This window comes from Idiomarina sp. UBA4520, assembly GCF_002388365.1.
GTDB lineage: Bacteria > Pseudomonadota > Gammaproteobacteria > Enterobacterales > Alteromonadaceae > Idiomarina > Idiomarina zobellii.
In genome coordinates this window covers 49,530-67,379 of record NZ_DGMK01000015.1, presented here as the reverse complement: position 1 = coordinate 67,379, position 17,850 = coordinate 49,530, and the positions used below count along the sequence as shown (strand labels likewise).

Sequence of the window (17,850 nt, the reverse complement as noted above, 5' to 3'; positions counted from 1 at the left end):
CGTTGTATTAGGTAGCGGTTTGTTCACCACTGTTTTGTTGTCCACCAATTGAGCTGACAATGCGAATTTGTTTGTCATCCGGAATTTCCTGATACGACAACACACGCATACCGTCGGTAGCGTGGCGCGCAAATCGCGCCATGGTTGAGCGTAGTAGCCCGGATGTCAGCAATACTGACGGTTCCCCGTTCATTTCCTGCTGCTGATGCGTTTCGCGTAACGACTGTTGCAAGCGTTCGGCTAAACCTGGTTCAATACCTGCGCCTTGCTGATTTCCGTCGTTACCAGCCATCTGTAGTGACTGATGCAACATCTGTTCCAACTCTGGCGCCAAAGTTATGACAGGCAGTTCTGTTTCACCTTCAGAGATATCCTGAACAATCAGTCGGCGCAGAGAAATTCGCACAGCGGCCGTTAATACGTCAGGGTCCTGACTGCGGCCGGCATACTCAACCAGCGTTTGCACAATGGTGCGCATATCGCGAATGGCAATGCCCTCATCCAGTAAGTTCTGTAACACTTTCACGAAGTTGCCCAGGGACAATAAGTCAGGAATAAGTCCTTCCACCAATTTCGGATGCGTGCGACCCAGTCTATCAAGCAGCTCTTGAGCTTCTTCATGACCCAGCAGTTGCGACGCATGGTTAGTAACAATTTGACTTAAGTGAGTGGCCACTACCGTCGCAGCATCCACTACGGTGTAACCCAGAGTTTGGGCGTGCTCTTTTTGCTCTGGGCGGATCCACACTGCGTCCAGACCGAAAGCAGGGTCAGTGGTTTTTTCGCCTTCAAGTTCCCCGAAGACCTGACCCGGATTAATAGCAAGCTCCCAATCGTGGCGAATTTCCGCTTCACCCATGGTCACACCCATTAATGTAATACGGTAGCTGTTAGGCCCTAAGTCGAGGTTATCCCGAATATGCACCGCGGGTACCAGGAAGCCGAATTCCTGCGACTGCTTCTTACGCACACCTTTAATACGGGAGAGAAGCTCACCGCCTTGTTGCTTGTCTACCAGCGGAATAAGGCGGTAGCCAACTTCCAAACCAATGGTGTCAACATGTCGAACATCGTCCCAGGACAGTTCTTTTTGCTGTGCCTGCTGAACTTGCTGCTCTTGTTCTTTTTCAACCAGCTCGCCTTGCTCGGTCTTGTTCTTCTTAAGTTTGAAGTATGCAGCGCCCGCAAGAACCGCCGACATGCTTAGAAACGCTAAATGCGGCATGCCCGGAATAACACCCATAGCGAACAATACTGAACTGGAAATAACCAATACTTTCGGGTTGTCGAGCAACTGCAGAACGACTGCGTCACCCATGTCTTTGCTGTCATTTTCGCGGGTAATAATAATTGCAGTCGCAACAGACAGTAACAGCGCTGGAATTTGGGCGACCAAGCCGTCACCAATGGTCAGTAGCGTGTAGACTTCTACCGCTTCACCGAAGGTCAGTCCGTACTGGATCATACCAATGAGCAGACCACCAACAATGTTGATAAGCAGAATAAGAATACCGGCGATGGCGTCGCCTTTAACAAATTTACTGGCACCGTCCATCGAGCCGTAGAAGTCAGCTTCCCGAGTGACGTCACTGCGTCGCTGTTTAGCTTCTTCCTGGTTAATGAGACCTGCGTTCAAATCCGCATCAATGGCCATTTGTTTACCGGGCATGGCGTCCAACGTAAAGCGAGCGGTTACTTCGGAGATACGCCCCGCACCCTTAGTAATAACCACGAAGTTAATAATAACGAGAATGGCGAAGACCACTAAACCAACGGTGTAGTTACCGCCGATGACAACACTACCAAAGGCTTCAATGACGCTACCTGCTGCGCCCGGCCCATTGTGGCCCTCGAGTAAAACGATACGTGTCGATGCCACGTTTAAGCTAAGCCGCAGTACTGTGGCGATAAGCAGAACTGTCGGAAAGGCAGCGAAATCCAGTGGTCGTTGGGTATAAACCGCAACCAGCATAACCACTAGCGATAGTGTAATAGAGAACGAAAACAGAATATCCAGCACCATTGCCGGAATAGGCAGCACCACCATCGCCAAAATGGCCATAATGGCTAAAGGTGTACCAAAGCCTTTAATTAAATGGGCATTGTTTTGCGTGAAATTTCTTAAACTTACTAACTTTTCGGCACCGCTCGCCATACGTCTTCCTGTTGCGTCAAAAAGTTGAACCTGCGGTGTTTTATTCAAGAATCGAGCCAGCTTTTTAAATACTTGCTGACAATACATTGCGAACTAGCTTACAGACATTTTTCTGCTTACGGCTAAACTATCTTCACTTCGAATAACAGGGGGCTCTGTGCGCGGTTACTCCTTAATTGAATTGCTGATTGCATTGGCTATAACGGCTGGGTTAGGTGCCTTGTCGATGCCTTTGTTCAAACAGCAGACTGAAAGTTTATTACTGCAGCAGGCGAGCTCTCGGTGGCTGTCGTATTTATACCAAGTCAAAGCAAAAGCACAACGAGCGGAGGACAATATAATGGCGGATCTCGTGCCTCTCGAAGGGCCTTCATATGTGTTTGAGCTGGCAACGGAGTCGACTTATAGCTCAACAAGCCCGTTAATATTCTACGGTGTTTCTGGCGGTGCTGCGCCCGGGCATATTCGTATCACGAACGAAAGTAATACCGTGAAAGTCATTATTAGCAGCAAGGGTCGAATACGCGCCTGTGTCAGTCATGGTCCAGTTTTGCCTGGTTTGTCCTTATGCTAGTCAGAAAGCACGCTCAAAAAAGTAATGGATACAGCTTAATTGAAGTGCTTGTTGCTGCGTCACTGGGAGCCGTTATTGTCATGACTGCACAACAGCTATTGCAATGGCAGAAAGGCGCTCAACATAGCTCCGTTTCAAAGGCACGGTTTACGTTGAGCGGGCAAGCGGTTGCAGAGGAGTTTTTTAGCAGTTTAAGCAATTCGATGGTTGAAGGCGTGCAAAACCCAGAGCGTGGTTGCTATATCTTTCCGACACAAAACGGAGGCTCTGTCGGTTTTAGGGTTAGAGGTTATCAATTACAACATAACCCGATGACGCTGGACTGCGCGGGTTATGGTTGGCAGTCGTTAACCGATAGAGCGCAATTTTACGTTCAGGAATTACAGGTTGAGGCTGATGCCTCCTTAAATTCAGAAAACAGCTCAAAGTTGTTTATTACATTGTTGATTTCGCGAGAGACAACCCAAGGCGTTCAGGAACAACAATTTAATCGGACAATTACGGTTTTCCCTCAGTAACAGAAATGGATGTTCATTATGAAAGCGAAAGGATTCGCGTTGATATTAACTTTAGTCACACTCATAAGCCTTAGCTCCGCGAGCTTGGCTGCTCTGTTGTTTTATGCGCAAATGCTGGAAGCTCAGCAAGCTCATCAGTGGGAAGTGCTTTCTGAACAACTTGCGGCTGACTTTAACCAACAAAAAGCGCTTTATGAGTTATCGCAGCAGTAAAGGCTTTTCGCTGGTTGAGACATTAGTGGCTTCCGCACTTGTTGCTATGTGGGCTGTAAGCAGCCAGCAACTGCTTCAGATAGGATTAACTGCTATTGAGAGAGCTGAGCGCAAAGCTCAGGCTGTTGAGGTTTTAAATAGTTATATACAGGACTCTCACCTTGCTTGGGAAAATGGCTCTCCCCCACCTGCCCAAACTACTGAGAACGGGTTCACCATTATCTCCAATGTGAATTCATTAGACGAGGACAATGCCACGGTCGACATCAAGATAAGTCGAGGAGAAAGGCGTTTGTACTCATTGGAAATCTGGTTATCTCGATAAATTACGCTGCTGGATGAGGTCTTAACTCTGGTGGAATAGAGAAAGTGATGTTTTCTTCGCGGCCACTGAGTTCTACAGCCGTTTTTCCACCCCAGGACTGAAGCTTGGCAATAACTTCCTGCACCAATACTTCAGGTGCTGAAGCGCCGGCTGTGACAGCGACTTTCTTTTTGCCTTCAAGCCATGACTTATCAATACAGCTGGCATCATCAATCAAGTAGGCCGGTGTGCCCATCTTTTCTGACAGCTCACGCAAACGGTTTGAGTTTGAGCTATTGCGCGCTCCGACAACCAACATTATATCCGCGTCACTAGCCAATTCACGCACTGCGTCCTGACGGTTTTGGGTGGCATAGCAAATATCGTCTTTTCGTGGGCCGTTAATATCTGGGAATTTCTGACGCAGGGCTTCAATAACGTCGGCAGTGTCATCAACCGACAACGTTGTTTGGCTCATGTAATGAAGATTTTTCGGATCTTTCACTTCCAGGTTTTCAACGTCTTCCGGCGACTCAACCAGATAAATGCCGCCCTCTTCGTTTTTATACTGGCCCATTGTGCCTTCAACTTCCGGATGGCCGGCATGACCAATGAGCACACACTCGTGTCCTTTGCGGCTGGCACGGGTGACTTCCATATGTACTTTGGTTACCAGAGGACACGTGGCATCAAACACTTTTAAACCGCGATCTTTGGCTTCCTGACGCACCGCCTGAGAAACGCCGTGAGCACTGAAAATCACGATATGATCGTCTGGCACTTCATGTAGTTCTTCAACAAAAATGGCGCCTGCGTCACGTAGTTTATTGACGACGTATTTGTTGTGAACCACCTCATGACGCACATAAATTGGCGGCTCAAAAATCTCTAGAGCACGCTCAACAATGGTTATGGCTCTATCAACACCTGCACAAAAGCCACGTGGGTTCGCCAACAAAATCTGCATATGTCCTCCTGCGTTCAACCGACTCCGTCAGTTACGGCTCAACGCTGATAATTTCTACTTCAAAAATCACCGTCTGGCCTGCCAGCGGGTGATTAAAATCGATAGTCACTGTTGGACCTTCAATTTTTCGAACAATTCCCGGTAAATCCGTTCCATCCGGCTGGGTAAAGGCTAAAATAGCGCCAACCTCTGGCTTAGTGTCATCACTAAACTTAGCCGAATCAAGGTAGTAATAGTTGTCCGGGTTGGGCTCTCCAAAAGCGTCCTTAGGCTCCAACGTGAATTCACGCTCAGCGCCTTCACGAAGCCCTACTAAACAGGCTTCAAAATTCTCCGTTAAGCTACCGTCGCCCATACGGAACTTGGCCGGTTTACCCGACATTTTCGTACTGTCTGCAACCGACCCGTCGGTCAGCTTAATGGTAAAGTGCATGACCACTTCGCGGCCATGCTCAATTGGTAAACGACTCAAAACGTACCCCTACGACTTGTCACCGCCGTCTAATTTGTCACGACGGTTATCAAAAAAGGCTTCCAGCAGCATCAAAGCAGCGCCTATCGTTATAGCCATATCAGCAACGTTAAACGCAGGCCAGTGCCACCCTTGATAATGCACATCGAAAAAGTCGATGACATAACCGTACATCAAGCGATCAGCAACGTTGCCTATCGCTCCGGCTAGAATGAGCGCAAAAGCCAGGTTTTGGCGCCACAATCCAACTGGGTTACGGCGCATCCAAATAAGCAAGACCACACTAATGGCAATCGCGATAGCCGTAAACAGCCAACGCTGCCAGCCGCCACTGTCACTTAAAAAGCTAAATGCAGCACCGTAGTTATGGACATAGGTGAAGTTGAACAAGCCCTCTATGACCACGCGACTTTCATACAGCTCGAACTCACCAGCCACCCAAATTTTGGTGACTTGGTCGATCACGAACAGCAACAGCGTCAGCCACAAAAAGCGTAAGCCAGTGGCTCTTTTTGAGAGTGCAAAATCAGGCAAAACGACGCTCCTCACCTTCACCATCAATATTAGTCACACAGCGCTGACACAAATCGTCGTGCTCTGGCAAAGTGCCTACTTCTTCACGATGATGCCAGCAGCGCTCACATTTTTTATAAGCACTCTGCTTCACTTCCACCGCAAGCGCCAGCTTCTCCGCTTTTACAGCATTAGCTGGAGCGTTATCCAATGCATCAACACGAGCTTCAGAGGTCAGCAGTGCAAAACGCAGCTCTTCACCTAAACGCTCTAACGATTTCGCTAAACCGCTATCGGCATATAAAGTTACTTCAGCTTGCAAAGAACCGCCAATTACATCGTCACGACGCGACTGCTCCAGCGCTTGGTTAACGGTGTCACGTACGTCCAGCAGCTGCATCCAAAATTCGTTTTCGGTGTCACTCACACCGGCAAACTCGCTAAAGCCTTCATACCAACTTTCGGTAAAGACATACTCGCCACGCTCGCCCGGCAATAAGCCCCAAATTTCCTGAGCCGTAAAGCTACAAATTGGGGCCATCCAGCGAACCAACGCTTCGGCGATATGATGCAGTGCGGTCTGACATGAACGACGCGCCAATCCATCAGACTTAGCCGTATACTGGCGGTCTTTAATGATATCCAGATAGAAACTGCCCAACTCAATTGAACAGAAGTGCATTAATTTTTGCACTACGCTGTGGAACTGGTAACTGTCATAAGCTTCCAGTAATTGTTTCTGTAAATCTGCAGCCCGACCGACAATCCAGCGATCCAGCTCGACCATGTCGTCCATTGCAACGGTATCTTTTTTCGGGTCGAAGCCACTTAAGTTCGCCAGCAAAAAGCGCGACGTGTTACGAATACGGCGGTACGCATCAGCAGAGCGCTTCAAAATTTCATCCGATACCGTCATTTCACCCGAGTAGTCAGCCGAGGCGACCCACAGGCGCAGAATATCGCCACCCAGCTTGTTCATCACGTCCTGAGGCGCAACCACGTTGCCCACTGACTTCGACATCTTGCGGCCTTGCGCATCAACGGTAAAGCCGTGTGTCAGAACTTGATGGTATGGCGCTTCGTCATACATGGCGACGCCTGTGACCAGCGAGCTCTGGAACCAGCCACGGTGCTGATCCGATCCTTCCAGGTACAAATCCGCCGGCCATTGCAAGCCATCAAACTCGCGGAGTACGCAGTGGTGCGTGACGCCTGAGTCGAACCAAACGTCCAACGTGTCAGTAACTTTACGGTATTGATCCGCTTCATCGCCTAACAACGTCTCTGGCTCTAAATCGAACCACGCCTGAACGCCCTCTTTTTCAATCAGCTGTGCGACTTTTTCCATCAGCTCCAGCGTATTCGGATGCAGTTCATCAGTCTCACGGTTGACGAATACGGCAATTGGGTTACCCCAGGTACGCTGACGCGAAATACACCAGTCCGGACGGCCTTCAACCATTGACTCAATGCGACTTTGTCCCCACTCGGGGAACCAACCCACTTTCTTAATTTGTTCCAAAGCGCCGGCACGCAAGCCTTTCTTGTCCATGCTAATAAACCACTGCGGCGTCGCGCGGAAAATAATCGGCGTTTTGTGGCGCCAGCAATGCGGGTACGAGTGGTTGTAACTCTCTGCATGCATCAGGTTGCCAACTTCGCGCAGCTTATCCACGATAGGCTCGTTCGCTTTGAAGACATGCTGACCAGCAAATAATGGCGTATCGTCTTTATACACACCGTTATCGCCCACCGGATTGTACACTTCCAGTCCGTATCTCTGACCCACTAAAAAGTCATCAACACCGTGACCCGGTGCGGTGTGTACACAGCCTGTACCACTTTCAGTTGTAACGTGATCGCCTAAAATCACCGGCACTTGCAGGTCAAACAATGGGTGCTGTAGCTGCAGCCCTTCTAAGTCTTTGCCCTTGCAGAAGCCAAGCTTATGGTAATGCGCAATGTTCCAGCGCTCCATGCAGTCCGTGACCAGGTCGTCAGCTAAAATGACGCGCTCTGCCGGCTGTTCGCCGTCGGCTTCAATTTGCACTAGCGTGTACTCAAGGCCTTCGGCCAGGGTTACCGCGCGGTTTGCTGGAATGGTCCACGGCGTGGTCGTCCAGATAACCATGCTGACATCGCCTTCACCCACATGCCCCTCTGGCGTGCTAAAGCGATCAACGGTTTCAGCTGTTGCCGCAGCTGGCATGCGAACATCAATGGCTGGTGAGTTCTTGTCTTTGTACTCAACTTCCGCTTCAGCCAATGCTGAACCACAATCTGTACACCAATGCACCGGCTTAAAGCCTTGATGCAAATGGCCTTTATCAATAATTTTGGCCAATGCACGTACACTGTCCGCTTCCTGCTTAAAGTTCATGGTCAGGTACGGCTTGTCCCAGTCACCTAGTACGCCCAGACGTTTGAAGTCAGTACGCTGTTGGTCAATCTGGGTTTGCGCGTATTCACGGCATTTTTCACGAAACTGAGCTAAGTCGAGCTTTTTACCCGGTTTACCGTGCTTTTTCTCAACCTGTAGTTCAATAGGTAATCCGTGGCAGTCCCAGCCAGGCACATACGGCGCGTCAAAGTCGCTTAATGTTTTCGCTTTAACAATAACGTCTTTCAGAATTTTGTTTACGGCGTGACCAATGTGAATTTGCCCGTTTGCGTACGGAGGACCATCGTGCAAAATAAATTTCGGCTTGCCGCTCTTGGTTTCACGAATTTGACCGTAGAGGTCATCTTCATACCATTGCTCCAGCATTTTCGGCTCACGCTGAGCCAAGTTGCCGCGCATTGGAAACGCTGTTTCCGGCAAGTTTAAGGTGTGTTTGTAATCACTCATTAGTCACTGTTTCCATTTCCGCATAGTTACTGACTCCGGCACGCTAAAGCATCGCGTGCGCGGGCGGCATCTTTTTCAATTTGTTCTTGTAAGTGCTGTAACGACGCAAAGCGTTGCTCGTTACGCAGTTTAGCCACCGGAGTGACTGTTAAATTCTGACCGTACAGATTGCCTGAAAACTCAAACAAATGCACCTCTAGCTGCACTTCGTCGCCATTTAATGTGGGTCGAGTGCCCAAATTGGCGACACCCGAATAGGTTTCTCCGCTTTGCTGATGTGCAGCCGTTACGGCAAACACCCCATGCAACGGGCTTTTAAGACGCTTTAATGGCACATTGGCGGTAGGAAAGCCAATCGTCCGGCCGTTCTTGCGACCATGAACCACTTTTCCCATCATTTGATACGGTCGGCCCAGCATTTGTTCGGCAAGCTCAAAGTCACCGTTATCCAGCGCCTGGCGAATAGCCGTGCTACTAACACGCTGTTGTTGTTGACGATAACTGCGCGTGTCGACCACTTCAAAGCCCAGCTTGTCGCCTTCTTTTTTCAGGAGCTCAAAGTCGCCCTCTCGCTTATAGCCAAAACGAAAGTCGTCTCCCACTACCAGGAATTTTACGCCCAGCTTGTTAACCAGCGTTTGCTCAATGAATTCCTGAGCCGGCTGACTGGCAAACTTTTTGTTAAACTCAATGACGATATGACGGTCAATATTCTGCGCTTTTAACGCTGTATACTTCTCGCGCCAGTTGGTTAAACGCGCCGGGGCTTGTTCAGGCTGAAACAACTCCTGCGGCTGCGGCTCGAAGGTCATCACTGCAGACGGAACACCAAGCTGTTTTGCTTTCTCACGAACCTGAGCCAATACCGCCTGATGGCCTAAATGCACGCCATCGAAATTACCGATGGTCAGCACACAGCCATTGTGTTCATCTCGTAAGTTGTGAGTACCGCGAATCAGTTCCATGCCCGAACCGTCTTAAGGTCGTTTGAGAAAGTCGCGATTATAACCGATAACCGCATGATAATCAGTACTCGCGAGCACGGAAATGTCGTGGTCGCATGCCGCTGACCAGCAACGTCGCTAAATAGGCAGCCACGCCAGCACCTATCATTTGTGCCAAGAGCCACGGCCGTTCAACCAAACTGCTTTGCTGCCATGCGTTAGCATCCGGGTTCAACCATAGAATAACGCCTATCATGACTGCCGTTGCCAAAATAACCTGAACAATGAAACGCCATGTGCCTGGCTGCGCTTTTAAAACGCCTTCTTTATATAGAGTAAAGCCTAACAGGCCGGCGTTAATAGCCGCGGACGCCGCCGTTGCCATTGCCAAGCCTACATAGCTGAAGGGAATGGCCAGCGCGACGTTAAACACCATATTCGAAACCATGGCAATAATGCCAAATTTTACCGGGCGTTTGGTGTCCTGCCGCGAGTAAAAGCCCGTTGCCAGTACTTTTACCAACATAAAGCTAACTAAGCCAGTCGCATACGCCATTAAGCTATAAGACGCCATGCGCGCGTCTTCCGGGCTAAATGCGCCGTGCATAAAGAGCACCATCAGCATAGGTTCGGCAAGCACAAACAGCCCCGCCATAGCCGGTACACCTAATAGCAGCACCATACGAACCCCCCAGTCCAAAGTGGAGCTGAAGTTTTGTGTGGACTTATCAACATGGCGCGAAGAAAGCGCAGGCAGTATGACCGTTGCTATGGCGATACCGAAGAGCCCTAGCGGGAATTCGAGTAGACGATCGGAGTAATAGAGCCAACTGATAGAGCCGGTCATTAAGAAACTGGCTATGAGTGTATCGAGTAACAGATTAATTTGGCTCACCGAAACCCCAAAAATGGCTGGCAACATGAGCTTGCGAATTTTCGTGACGCCTGGATCTTTCCAACCCCATTTAGGCTTCACTAAAAGACCCGCTTTTTTAAGGAACGGAATTTGGAAAAGCAACTGAATTAAGCCACCAAAGAACACACCCCACGCAAGTCCGTATTCAGGTTGCTCCATATTGGGTGCCAGCCAGATGGCGGCAGAGATAATCGCGATGTTTAAAAACACCGGGGTAAATGCCGCTACCGCAAACTTGCCCAATGTATTGAGAATGGCGCCCGCCATAGCAGTAAAGGTAATGAACCATAAATAAGGGAAGGTAATGCGCAGCAAATCGCTGGCCAGTACAAACTTATGACCCTGCGGCCCGTCGTGCCACCAATCCAGGAACCAGCCCATACCAAACAACGCCGTGACAATAGGCGAAGCTATAACGCCGAACAAGGTCACCACGGTAATAATAGTGCCCAGCGTCCCCGACACTCGCGCTATTAGGAGTTGTTGCTCAGACAGCTCTTTGCCTTGTTTGTATTCTGTGAGTACCGGCACAAACGCCTGCGCAAACGCGCCTTCGGCAAATAAGCGCCGGAGGAAGTTAGGGATTTTATTGGCAAAGAAGAAAACATCCGCCGCCGCACCCGCACCCATTAGGTTGGCAATGACTACATCGCGCACTAAGCCCAACACCCGCGAAATGAGGGTCATGAAACTTACGATGAAACCGGAGCGGAGCAAGGCTTTCGACACGTTTTTCGTCCCTGAGTTATTGAGTTAACATTGCAGCTGAGTAAGGATTGTACGTCGACAATGAAAGCTTGTCAGCAAAGAGTCCGAAAAGCTATTTTTTCTTGCCTCAGCTGTTGACTTTTGCGGCAAAAACGGCATAATCGCCAACCTTTATAAGAGAAGCGTTCTGTTAATGAATTTAGGAGTTCACCTTGGCTAACATTAAGTCTGCTAAAAAGCGTGCGATTCAGGCCGAGAAAAATCGCCGCCACAATGCAAGCCGTCGTTCAATGATGCGTACATACCTTAAACGTGTAAACGCAGCCATTGAAAGCAAAGATAAAGAAGCAGCAAACGCTGCAATGAAAGACGTAACCCCAATGCTGGATCGTTACGCAACTAAAGGTCTTATCAGCAAAAACAAAGCGGCACGTCATAAGAGCCGTTTGAACGCTAAGATCCAAGCACTGTAAAGAAATTTACTGACCTAGGCTTTTAGCGTAGGGAAAGAAAAGCCGACCATGATTCGTTCATTGGTCGGTTTTTTTATGTCTAGTGTTTATTAGGTAAAGCTTCCATTAGCTCACCTACCTGTGCTCGCACCTTTTTGTCTCTTAACTGCAACGCTAGGTTCAGATTATTCACAAGCTCGGCATGCTCCGCTAAGTGTTTTGGAATTTTCTCATAACTAGCTAACCACTCAGCCACTTCACTCCATTGCCATAAAGGCTGTTTTCCCGTTAACCGATACAAAGGAGACGGAAAGTTACCATTCCCCCTTTTACCCTCTTTTAACAAAGATATAGACTGCTTAGTTAAACCAGTTCGCTCTGCAATGTCGCTAATACCGACGTAGCCCCCTGCATCAACAGCGATTACTCGGCAACCTTTCAGTGACTCTACCTGTTGAATAGCAGAAAGCACTGCCTGCTGAAAATTTGCAGCTTCCCTGTCGAACTGTAAGTAAACCGTTGAACCATAAAAGCAAACCAATGCGTCATCACAACCTGCGTTATAAAGCTTGTCTTCCAATAAGGGAGTTCGGTTAGAAATACCGCCCAGGACAATAGAAAAGTTGTAGGTGTTCATCTCGTTAACTCCTCGCAGGCAATGACTTGTCGAACTATTTGCTTGGCGTGGTTATATCGGTTTCGTGGCGTTGACCAGACACTAATTTGGTGTTGCCGATGCCCCTTCCCACACTTTAAGCGTCCAAAAGCATGACCTTTACTCAGCTTAAACGTCCAGCCATAGACTAAAGCGAAGTCAATGGCTGCCTGAATTTCCTTATTCGGGTGTTTTTTGATACCAGACTCCATATTAACCAACCGTTGACAGGTGTCAACATCTAAAAGCAGTTAATAGTTTAGTTCACATTCAAGGAGTCGGGAGTAAATTGTGAAATGGCTTACGTCTATATGGGACTACTTGGTATACGCTCGGACGCCTTTTTTGCTTTTACCTATTTTGGTAACAGCTGCGCTGGTTTCTTCGAGGACTTTTTCTAGCTCTGGTTGTACTTCATTGAGGTAGCTATCAACTTCAGCAACTACTGTCACCCATTCGCGGGACTCTGTCCAGCCATCAGGTAACTGCTCTAGAAAGGAAAGTATTTTAGGGAGAGTATCAGCAGCAGACTCGTATTCTGAGTCTGCTACTTGTTGTTTTAGCTGCTCATGGAGCGCACTTAACTGTTTAGGTGAGCGTGTCTCTTCAGACAAGTTAAGCTCCAGCTGCCTGCTGCATTTGGTTCATAGCAACGTCACGCTGGTCGGCAGGAATTTGGTCCCATGCGCCTTTAATATCAATCATTAAGCGTGCTACTTCGTCAATCGCATCAATATCCATATCAATAGAGGCGTCGGCAATACGTGTGCTCATATACATATACAGCTCGCGTAAATTACCGGTAGCTTCAGCGCCCGCAGTGTCATCCAGGCTGTAACGCAGAGAATCAACAATAGCCTGCGCTTTACTTAAGTAATGGCTCTTTTTTTCAAGGTCTTTACGCTGAATCGCTCCTTTGGCGTAATTCAGGTTCTCTAACACACCCGCCATCAGCATTTGTACCAACTGATAGGGGTCTGCACCCGCAACACGAGTTTCTAGTGAGCCTTTAGTGTAGCCTTTAAGCTTCATATTCATACGTAATTACCTCGAATTAATCATTGTCCCGAGTAAAACCCGGAAGGTTTGCAAGCTGGGCACTAACGGCATTCCCACGACTTTGTAGTTGACCGACTAAAGAGTCCAGTGCTTGATATTTTGAGTTCAATGTTTCGCGCAGTGATTCCATGCGCAATTCCAGCGACTCTCGGCTCTCTTCTACACGGTCCAGGCTCTCATTGATAGAGTCTCGACGCAATTGCAAAGAACCACCGGCACTCACATAGCCGTCTAGTAGAGTTTCCATGCGTGCTGCCATACCGTTTTCGCCGCCAATCACATTTTGCAATGCCGATGGATCAGCCGCTAAAACATCCTTAACGTTAGTGACCGGGTTTTCCTGTTGTAAGCGCCCATCGTTGTCTAAACCGAAACCTAAATCAAACAAGGTTTGCCCTTCACCAAAAGTACTGGTCAGCACATTATTCAATTGGCTTTTCAAACTACGAACTGTGGCATCGCCCTGCATCATGCTGTTTTCACCGCCAATTTCACTGAGCAAATCAACCGTGCTGTTATAGGCTTTTACAAAGCTGTCTATGGACTTTTGAACGCCCGCATCGTCACGTGCTATCGACAACTGCGCCTTTTCAGTGCCTTCCGATTCTTTCAGCGCCGTAATGGTTGAGCCTTGAATAACATCGGTAAAGGTATTGGTGTCGTTGGTAGCCTGAATACCATCAATTTCAATAATGGCGTCTGTGGCCTGGTCTTTAACGGCTATCGTCATGCCGCCAGCTCCACCGGCGTTTGCTTGAGTTGAAATCGCATCAAATTCAGCGTTGTCGTTAGTAACGGTTAAATCATTACCTGCGCCACTGACACTTGAACGAAAAACTAACTTCGCTTCTGTACCAGTATTGATAATATCCGCTGTAACGCCAAAGTTATCTTCAGATGAGTTGACCGCATTGCGAATATCTTCCAGCGTTGAGCCCGCTTCAATATTTAGCGTAAAGCTCTCATCTCCAGCGCCAAAAGTTAACGAACCCGCGTTGGTATTAACCTCGTCATCCGCACTGGCAAAAGCGCCATCAGCAGACACAGCTCGGCTGCCTTTAGCAAGCTGCTGAACAAATAGTTCAAAATCACCCGCACTGGCATCCTCAGAGCTTTCAACACTGACAACATCGCCCGAGTCAGGCTGGGTGACTGACGCTTTCATAGCACTAAATAAGCTACCGTCGGTCAGCTTCTCAGCACTCTCCTGAAGCTTTGATAATGCCGAACGCATTTCACCAACAGCCGATAGCTCCACTGTTAAGCGGCCTTCCTGTTGGTCCAAGCGGTTTTTCTTAGGAACACGCTCGGCCTGTAATGTCGCATCGATGATGCCCTGCAGGTCTAACCCTGAGCGCGCACCTGTTGATGAAATTAATGGCATATCAACACCTCACTTAAATCTGGTTGTCGAATAAAAATCCCATCCGACTGTTCTCGTTATCGGCCATTTCCTCAATAGCTTTAGATAACTTCACAACCAATTCTGACGGAATTTGACGAATCATTTCACCGTTGTCGGTATCAATAACCTTAACCACTGGTGGCTCGTCTCTTTCATCGAATACAAACTGCAAACTGGTATTACGAATAGTCGATGACTGATTCATTTCCTCTACCGTGTCTGCAATACTCTCACTACTTGCCTGCTTTTCCACTTTATCAGCGGTGCGTTCCTGAACTTGGCTGACCGCGTCCATGACCTTTTGGTCCTGCGGCCGCTCCGCCTTGTTCGATGACCCACCCGCTGCACTACTTAAGGGACTTAACGCGCGGCTTTCAACTGACATGTCTGCCATAATACTCACCTTTACCTTAGTTACTGTGCAGTTTAGCACTAAAACAATTATCCATGTATGTTATCGGTGAGACCTGCTGAAAACTTTAGCGTTTAATTGAAGTTTTTTTAAGCGGTATCGATTTTATTGTTAAACCTTTGAATTAAAGGCATAAAAAAACCGGAGCAAAAGCTCCGGTTTTTCGTAACGCTTGAGTTAGTTGAGCAATTAGCCCAGTAACTGCAGTGCCGCCTGTGGACGCTGGTTGGCCTGCGCCAGGATAGTCTGTGAAGCCTGCTGCAGGATCTGAGCCTGAGTCAGTTTCGCAGTTTCTGCCGCAAAGTCAGCATCTTTGATTCGAGACTTCGCACCTTCCAGGTTTTCAGCGATGTTCGATTGGTTACGAATAGTCGCCTGGAAACGGTTCTGGACCGCACCTAAATCTGCGCGTTGCGAGTCAATCTTAGCGATCGCCCCGTCAATAACGGCGAGAGCATTTTGTGCACCCGCATAACTACTAATATCGATACTATTCACATCGTCAAGGGCGCCGCCTACATCAGTGGCTGTTTCAGCAGAATCAAAAATAGCAGCAACACCACCACCTACTGAAGCTTCACTAATCGAAAATGTGTCTTTCGAATTAAGCACTAGTTGCGCATTAGCTACTGAGTCTGTGCCCGCTGTTTGATTATTAAGTTGAACCGTATCACCAGCAGCACCAGCCTCTAAAATAACCCCATCAACATCTGTCGCATTAATGGTTAACTCATCTCCAGAATCGTTAACCGTAGCGCTATAACCAGCTTTACCAATATCCTCAGCTAGTTTCTCCAGATCACCACCGTACTCAGCCAGATCAAAATCGCTAGTGTTTCCAGTGCCCGCATTGCCTATTTTTAAAGTTCCAGTATCAGTTGCCGCAAAATTTGTAATTTTTGCTTCAACTTCAGTGCTTGCTGAAACCCCAGTTCCCGATGAGTTAAACTTAGAAGCGAGATCAGTAACAGTGTCGGTTGCCGCTGCCGCGACTGTAGCAACACCGTCAGGACCTTGGACACGAAAATCATATAAGGTCGCCCCATTGACGGCAAATGCACTAGCATCATCGTTCACACCAAATGTGCTTCCTGCCTCCCCACCGTAAGAGTAGTTGCCGATAGCATCACCAGAAACATCACCAATAGTTACACCAATGGTTTCGTTTGCGTTAGCACCAACTTGGTATTGCTGAGTCCCGAAACTTCCATCAAGCAGCTTTTTACCACCAAAGCTTGTGGTTTCAGCGATACGAGTTAATTCTGACTGAAGGTTAGAGATTTCTTTCTGCAAAGCACCACGGTCTTCATCAGAGTTAGAGCCGTTAGCTGACTGAATAGACAAGGTACGCATACGTTGTAGGATGTTAGTTGACTCATCCAATGCACCTTCAGCAGTTTGCGCCATAGAGATAGCGTCATTTGCGTTACGGTTACCTTGGTTCAAACCGTTAATTTGCGAGCTCAAACGGTTTGAAATTTGTAAGCCTGCTGCGTCGTCTGCAGCGCTGTTGATACGGAAGCCTGACGACAAACGTTGAAATGCTTGGTCAAGCTGGTTTCCTGAGCCCATCAGCTGACGCTGTGCGTTCAGTGAGCTGACGTTAGTGTTTACATAAAGTGCCATAATAATGCTCCTCAGTTTCTAGCCTAAGCTTGGATTCAATCGTTGTTGCCAAGCTGGAGGAAGTGTTCGGCTTCGTGTTTCGCCTGGTTAAATTTTCCTCTCACAAAGGGTATCGGCAGGGGTTTGGGGAGCTTTAGGTTTTTTTTGAAAAAATTTGAAGTTTTTATGAGACTCAAGATTTATGTAGCTTGGGGCATCGCACCTGAGGTAAATAACCTCATATATGGTCCCCTCCCGTTTTTGCAACGTGAGCCTGTGGTAAATGTCGGGGCGCTCGCATATATACGGCCTGTTTATGGTGCGCTTTGCGCACCTGGCCTGGATGAACTCCGCACGGCAACTGGCTTATCAGGCTAACGTACTGAGTGTACTGAGGCTATCCAGTCTCAGTTGCCGTCGGTTTACCCTATTTTACCATCCTGCTTACGTTTGCAACTCCCGGAAGGAATGAACCTTCGCTTTGCTCTTTTACTGAACGCTGTTGCTGTTAAGCAGCAGTCATTCGGTAATCTTCTTGATTCTTTAACATCGCCCAGATTATCCGGGCATGTTTGTTAGCCAGTGCCACTGCGGCAACGTTGTTGCCTCTGCGTTTAGCGACATTCTGTGCCCAGAGGCTCAGTCGGTCATCACGTTGTTGCGCTACCCGCAGCGCAGAGCGCGCTCCGTGCACCAGCAGTGTCCTGAGCTTGGTATTGCCTTTTTTGGTAATACCACCTAAACGGTCTTTGCCGCCGCTGCTGTTTTGCCGTGGTACCAGCCCCAGATATTCCGACAGGTTACGGCCGCGCTTAAATTCATTCACATCGCCTATCAGAGCCAACAACGATGTTGCTGTTATCGGGCCGATGCCCGGTATCGTCATCAGCCTGCGGCTGTCTTCGTTGTTATCAGCCTGTGCCGCTAAGCGCTTATCCAGTGCTTTTACTTCTTCATCGACCGCTCGCAGCATCTGATACAACCGGTTGATTAAGTCCCGGGACTGAAGCGTCAGCGCATTGCTGTCGTCTTCCAGTATCTCCGGCACTCTCTGCAGTATGGTACTCACCCGCTTGGGTAAAATAATGCCGTACTCAGCCAACTGACCTCTTAGCCGGTTCGAGAACTGC

Annotated in this window: 20 protein-coding genes; 5 read left to right on the top strand and 15 right to left on the bottom strand. The window is 48.5% G+C overall.

Features of this window, described 5'->3' with window-relative positions; translation table 11 throughout:
* Nucleotides 1–7: 7 nt before the first annotated feature.
* Entirely contained in the window at nt 8–2,155 is a 2,148-nt protein-coding gene (gene flhA, locus B3850_RS07390; RefSeq protein ID WP_126752699.1) for a flagellar biosynthesis protein FlhA, read from the bottom strand.
* Between the two features lie 157 nt (nt 2,156–2,312).
* Here flhA and B3850_RS07385 point away from each other — a divergent pair, with 157 nt between their 5' ends.
* From B3850_RS07385 to B3850_RS07370, 4 genes are read left to right on the top strand one after another with little or no spacing between them, the layout of a single operon-like run.
* Nucleotides 2,313–2,729, top strand: a complete 417-nt coding sequence (locus B3850_RS07385) for a prepilin-type N-terminal cleavage/methylation domain-containing protein (protein ID WP_286875071.1) — start codon at nt 2,313–2,315, stop codon at nt 2,727–2,729.
* Nucleotides 2,723–3,247, top strand: coding sequence for a PulJ/GspJ family protein (locus tag B3850_RS07380; protein ID WP_286875069.1), 525 nt, complete (start codon nt 2,723–2,725; stop codon nt 3,245–3,247). Before B3850_RS07385 ends, B3850_RS07380 begins: the two co-directional genes overlap by 7 nt.
* An 18-nt stretch (nt 3,248–3,265) precedes the next feature.
* Nucleotides 3,266–3,460, top strand: a complete 195-nt coding sequence (locus B3850_RS07375; RefSeq protein WP_286875066.1) for a Type II secretion pathway-like protein — start codon at nt 3,266–3,268, stop codon at nt 3,458–3,460.
* On the top strand, nt 3,441–3,785 hold the full coding sequence (locus B3850_RS07370; protein ID WP_286875064.1) for a PulJ/GspJ family protein: 345 nt from the start codon (nt 3,441–3,443) through the stop codon (nt 3,783–3,785). Before B3850_RS07375 ends, B3850_RS07370 begins: the two co-directional genes overlap by 20 nt.
* A gap of 1 nt (nt 3,786) precedes the next feature.
* Here the strand turns inward: B3850_RS07370 and ispH are convergent, their stop codons facing one another.
* From ispH to murJ, 6 genes are all read right to left on the bottom strand, one after another.
* A complete protein-coding gene (gene ispH / locus B3850_RS07365; RefSeq protein ID WP_286875061.1) occupies nt 3,787–4,731 on the bottom strand; it encodes a 4-hydroxy-3-methylbut-2-enyl diphosphate reductase in 945 nt (314 codons plus the stop codon).
* A gap of 31 nt (nt 4,732–4,762) precedes the next feature.
* Nucleotides 4,763–5,203, bottom strand: a complete 441-nt coding sequence (fkpB, locus tag B3850_RS07360) for an FKBP-type peptidyl-prolyl cis-trans isomerase (protein ID WP_286875059.1) — start codon at nt 5,201–5,203, stop codon at nt 4,763–4,765.
* A 9-nt stretch (nt 5,204–5,212) separates the two neighbouring features.
* Complete coding sequence (gene lspA, locus B3850_RS07355; protein ID WP_286875057.1) at nt 5,213–5,737, bottom strand: signal peptidase II; 525 nt, start codon at nt 5,735–5,737, stop codon at nt 5,213–5,215.
* A complete protein-coding gene (gene ileS, locus B3850_RS07350; protein ID WP_286911590.1) occupies nt 5,730–8,564 on the bottom strand; it encodes an isoleucine--tRNA ligase in 2,835 nt (944 codons plus the stop codon). The genes lspA and ileS overlap by 8 nt, the downstream gene beginning before the upstream one ends.
* 26 nt (nt 8,565–8,590) lie before the next feature.
* Nucleotides 8,591–9,529 (bottom strand): bifunctional riboflavin kinase/FAD synthetase, encoded by a 939-nt coding sequence (ribF, locus tag B3850_RS07345; protein WP_286875049.1) that lies wholly within the window; start codon nt 9,527–9,529, stop codon nt 8,591–8,593.
* A gap of 61 nt (nt 9,530–9,590) precedes the next feature.
* On the bottom strand, nt 9,591–11,111 hold the full coding sequence (gene murJ, locus B3850_RS07340; protein ID WP_414654237.1) for a murein biosynthesis integral membrane protein MurJ: 1,521 nt from the start codon (nt 11,109–11,111) through the stop codon (nt 9,591–9,593).
* 233 nt (nt 11,112–11,344) lie between these two features.
* On the opposite strand from murJ, the gene rpsT reads away from it, so the two are divergent.
* Complete coding sequence (gene rpsT, locus B3850_RS07335; protein WP_053952959.1) at nt 11,345–11,605, top strand: 30S ribosomal protein S20; 261 nt, start codon at nt 11,345–11,347, stop codon at nt 11,603–11,605.
* Nucleotides 11,606–11,684: 79 nt separating this feature from the next.
* On the opposite strand, the gene B3850_RS07330 is transcribed toward rpsT, so the two are convergent.
* The 8 genes from B3850_RS07330 to B3850_RS07295 all read right to left on the bottom strand — a co-directional run.
* A complete protein-coding gene (locus tag B3850_RS07330) occupies nt 11,685–12,221 on the bottom strand; it encodes a helix-turn-helix transcriptional regulator (RefSeq protein WP_286875043.1) in 537 nt (178 codons plus the stop codon).
* Entirely contained in the window at nt 12,218–12,451 is a 234-nt protein-coding gene (locus tag B3850_RS07325) for a hypothetical protein (RefSeq protein WP_286911589.1), read from the bottom strand. Before B3850_RS07325 ends, B3850_RS07330 begins: the two co-directional genes overlap by 4 nt.
* Nucleotides 12,452–12,556: 105 nt before the next feature.
* Nucleotides 12,557–12,853 (bottom strand): hypothetical protein, encoded by a 297-nt coding sequence (locus B3850_RS07320; RefSeq protein WP_286875041.1) that lies wholly within the window; start codon nt 12,851–12,853, stop codon nt 12,557–12,559.
* 1 nt (nt 12,854) lies between these two features.
* Nucleotides 12,855–13,277 (bottom strand): flagellar export chaperone FliS, encoded by a 423-nt coding sequence (gene fliS / locus B3850_RS07315; RefSeq protein ID WP_286911588.1) that lies wholly within the window; start codon nt 13,275–13,277, stop codon nt 12,855–12,857.
* 16 nt (nt 13,278–13,293) lie between these two features.
* The gene (gene fliD / locus B3850_RS07310; protein ID WP_286875036.1) at nt 13,294–14,682 is read right to left on the bottom strand and encodes a flagellar filament capping protein FliD; all 1,389 of its coding nucleotides are present in this window, start codon (nt 14,680–14,682) and stop codon (nt 13,294–13,296) included.
* A gap of 13 nt (nt 14,683–14,695) precedes the next feature.
* Nucleotides 14,696–15,097, bottom strand: coding sequence for a flagellar protein FlaG (locus B3850_RS07305; RefSeq protein ID WP_286875033.1), 402 nt, complete (start codon nt 15,095–15,097; stop codon nt 14,696–14,698).
* A gap of 207 nt (nt 15,098–15,304) precedes the next feature.
* A complete protein-coding gene (locus tag B3850_RS07300) occupies nt 15,305–16,741 on the bottom strand; it encodes a flagellin (RefSeq protein WP_286911587.1) in 1,437 nt (478 codons plus the stop codon).
* A 487-nt stretch (nt 16,742–17,228) separates the two neighbouring features.
* Nucleotides 17,229–17,850 (bottom strand): IS110 family transposase (locus tag B3850_RS07295; RefSeq protein WP_286911586.1); only part of this gene is annotated, 622 nt, incomplete at its 5' end.

Bases quoted from the DNA above. Each gene is read 5' to 3' on its own strand.
- B3850_RS07330 (WP_286875043.1), bottom strand. From the start codon at position 12,221: ATGAACACCTACAACTTTTCTATTGTCCTGGGCGGTATTTCTAACCGA.
- ileS (WP_286911590.1), bottom strand. From the start codon at position 8,564: ATGAGTGATTACAAACACACCTTAAACTTGCCGGAAACAGCGTTTCCA.
- fliS (WP_286911588.1), bottom strand. From the start codon at position 13,277: ATGAATATGAAGCTTAAAGGCTACACTAAAGGCTCACTAGAAACTCGT.
- ribF (WP_286875049.1), bottom strand. From the start codon at position 9,529: ATGGAACTGATTCGCGGTACTCACAACTTACGAGATGAACACAATGGC.
- B3850_RS07370 (WP_286875064.1), top strand. From the start codon at position 3,441: ATGAGTTATCGCAGCAGTAAAGGCTTTTCGCTGGTTGAGACATTAGTG.
- B3850_RS07380 (WP_286875069.1), top strand. From the start codon at position 2,723: ATGCTAGTCAGAAAGCACGCTCAAAAAAGTAATGGATACAGCTTAATT.
- B3850_RS07300 (WP_286911587.1), bottom strand. From the start codon at position 16,741: ATGGCACTTTATGTAAACACTAACGTCAGCTCACTGAACGCACAGCGT.
- B3850_RS07375 (WP_286875066.1), top strand. From the start codon at position 3,266: ATGAAAGCGAAAGGATTCGCGTTGATATTAACTTTAGTCACACTCATA.
- B3850_RS07305 (WP_286875033.1), bottom strand. From the start codon at position 15,097: ATGGCAGACATGTCAGTTGAAAGCCGCGCGTTAAGTCCCTTAAGTAGT.
- fliD (WP_286875036.1), bottom strand. From the start codon at position 14,682: ATGCCATTAATTTCATCAACAGGTGCGCGCTCAGGGTTAGACCTGCAG.
- B3850_RS07325 (WP_286911589.1), bottom strand. From the start codon at position 12,451: ATGGAGTCTGGTATCAAAAAACACCCGAATAAGGAAATTCAGGCAGCC.
- flhA (WP_126752699.1), bottom strand. From the start codon at position 2,155: ATGGCGAGCGGTGCCGAAAAGTTAGTAAGTTTAAGAAATTTCACGCAA.
- murJ (WP_414654237.1), bottom strand. From the start codon at position 11,111: ATGACCCTCATTTCGCGGGTGTTGGGCTTAGTGCGCGATGTAGTCATT.
- ispH (WP_286875061.1), bottom strand. From the start codon at position 4,731: ATGCAGATTTTGTTGGCGAACCCACGTGGCTTTTGTGCAGGTGTTGAT.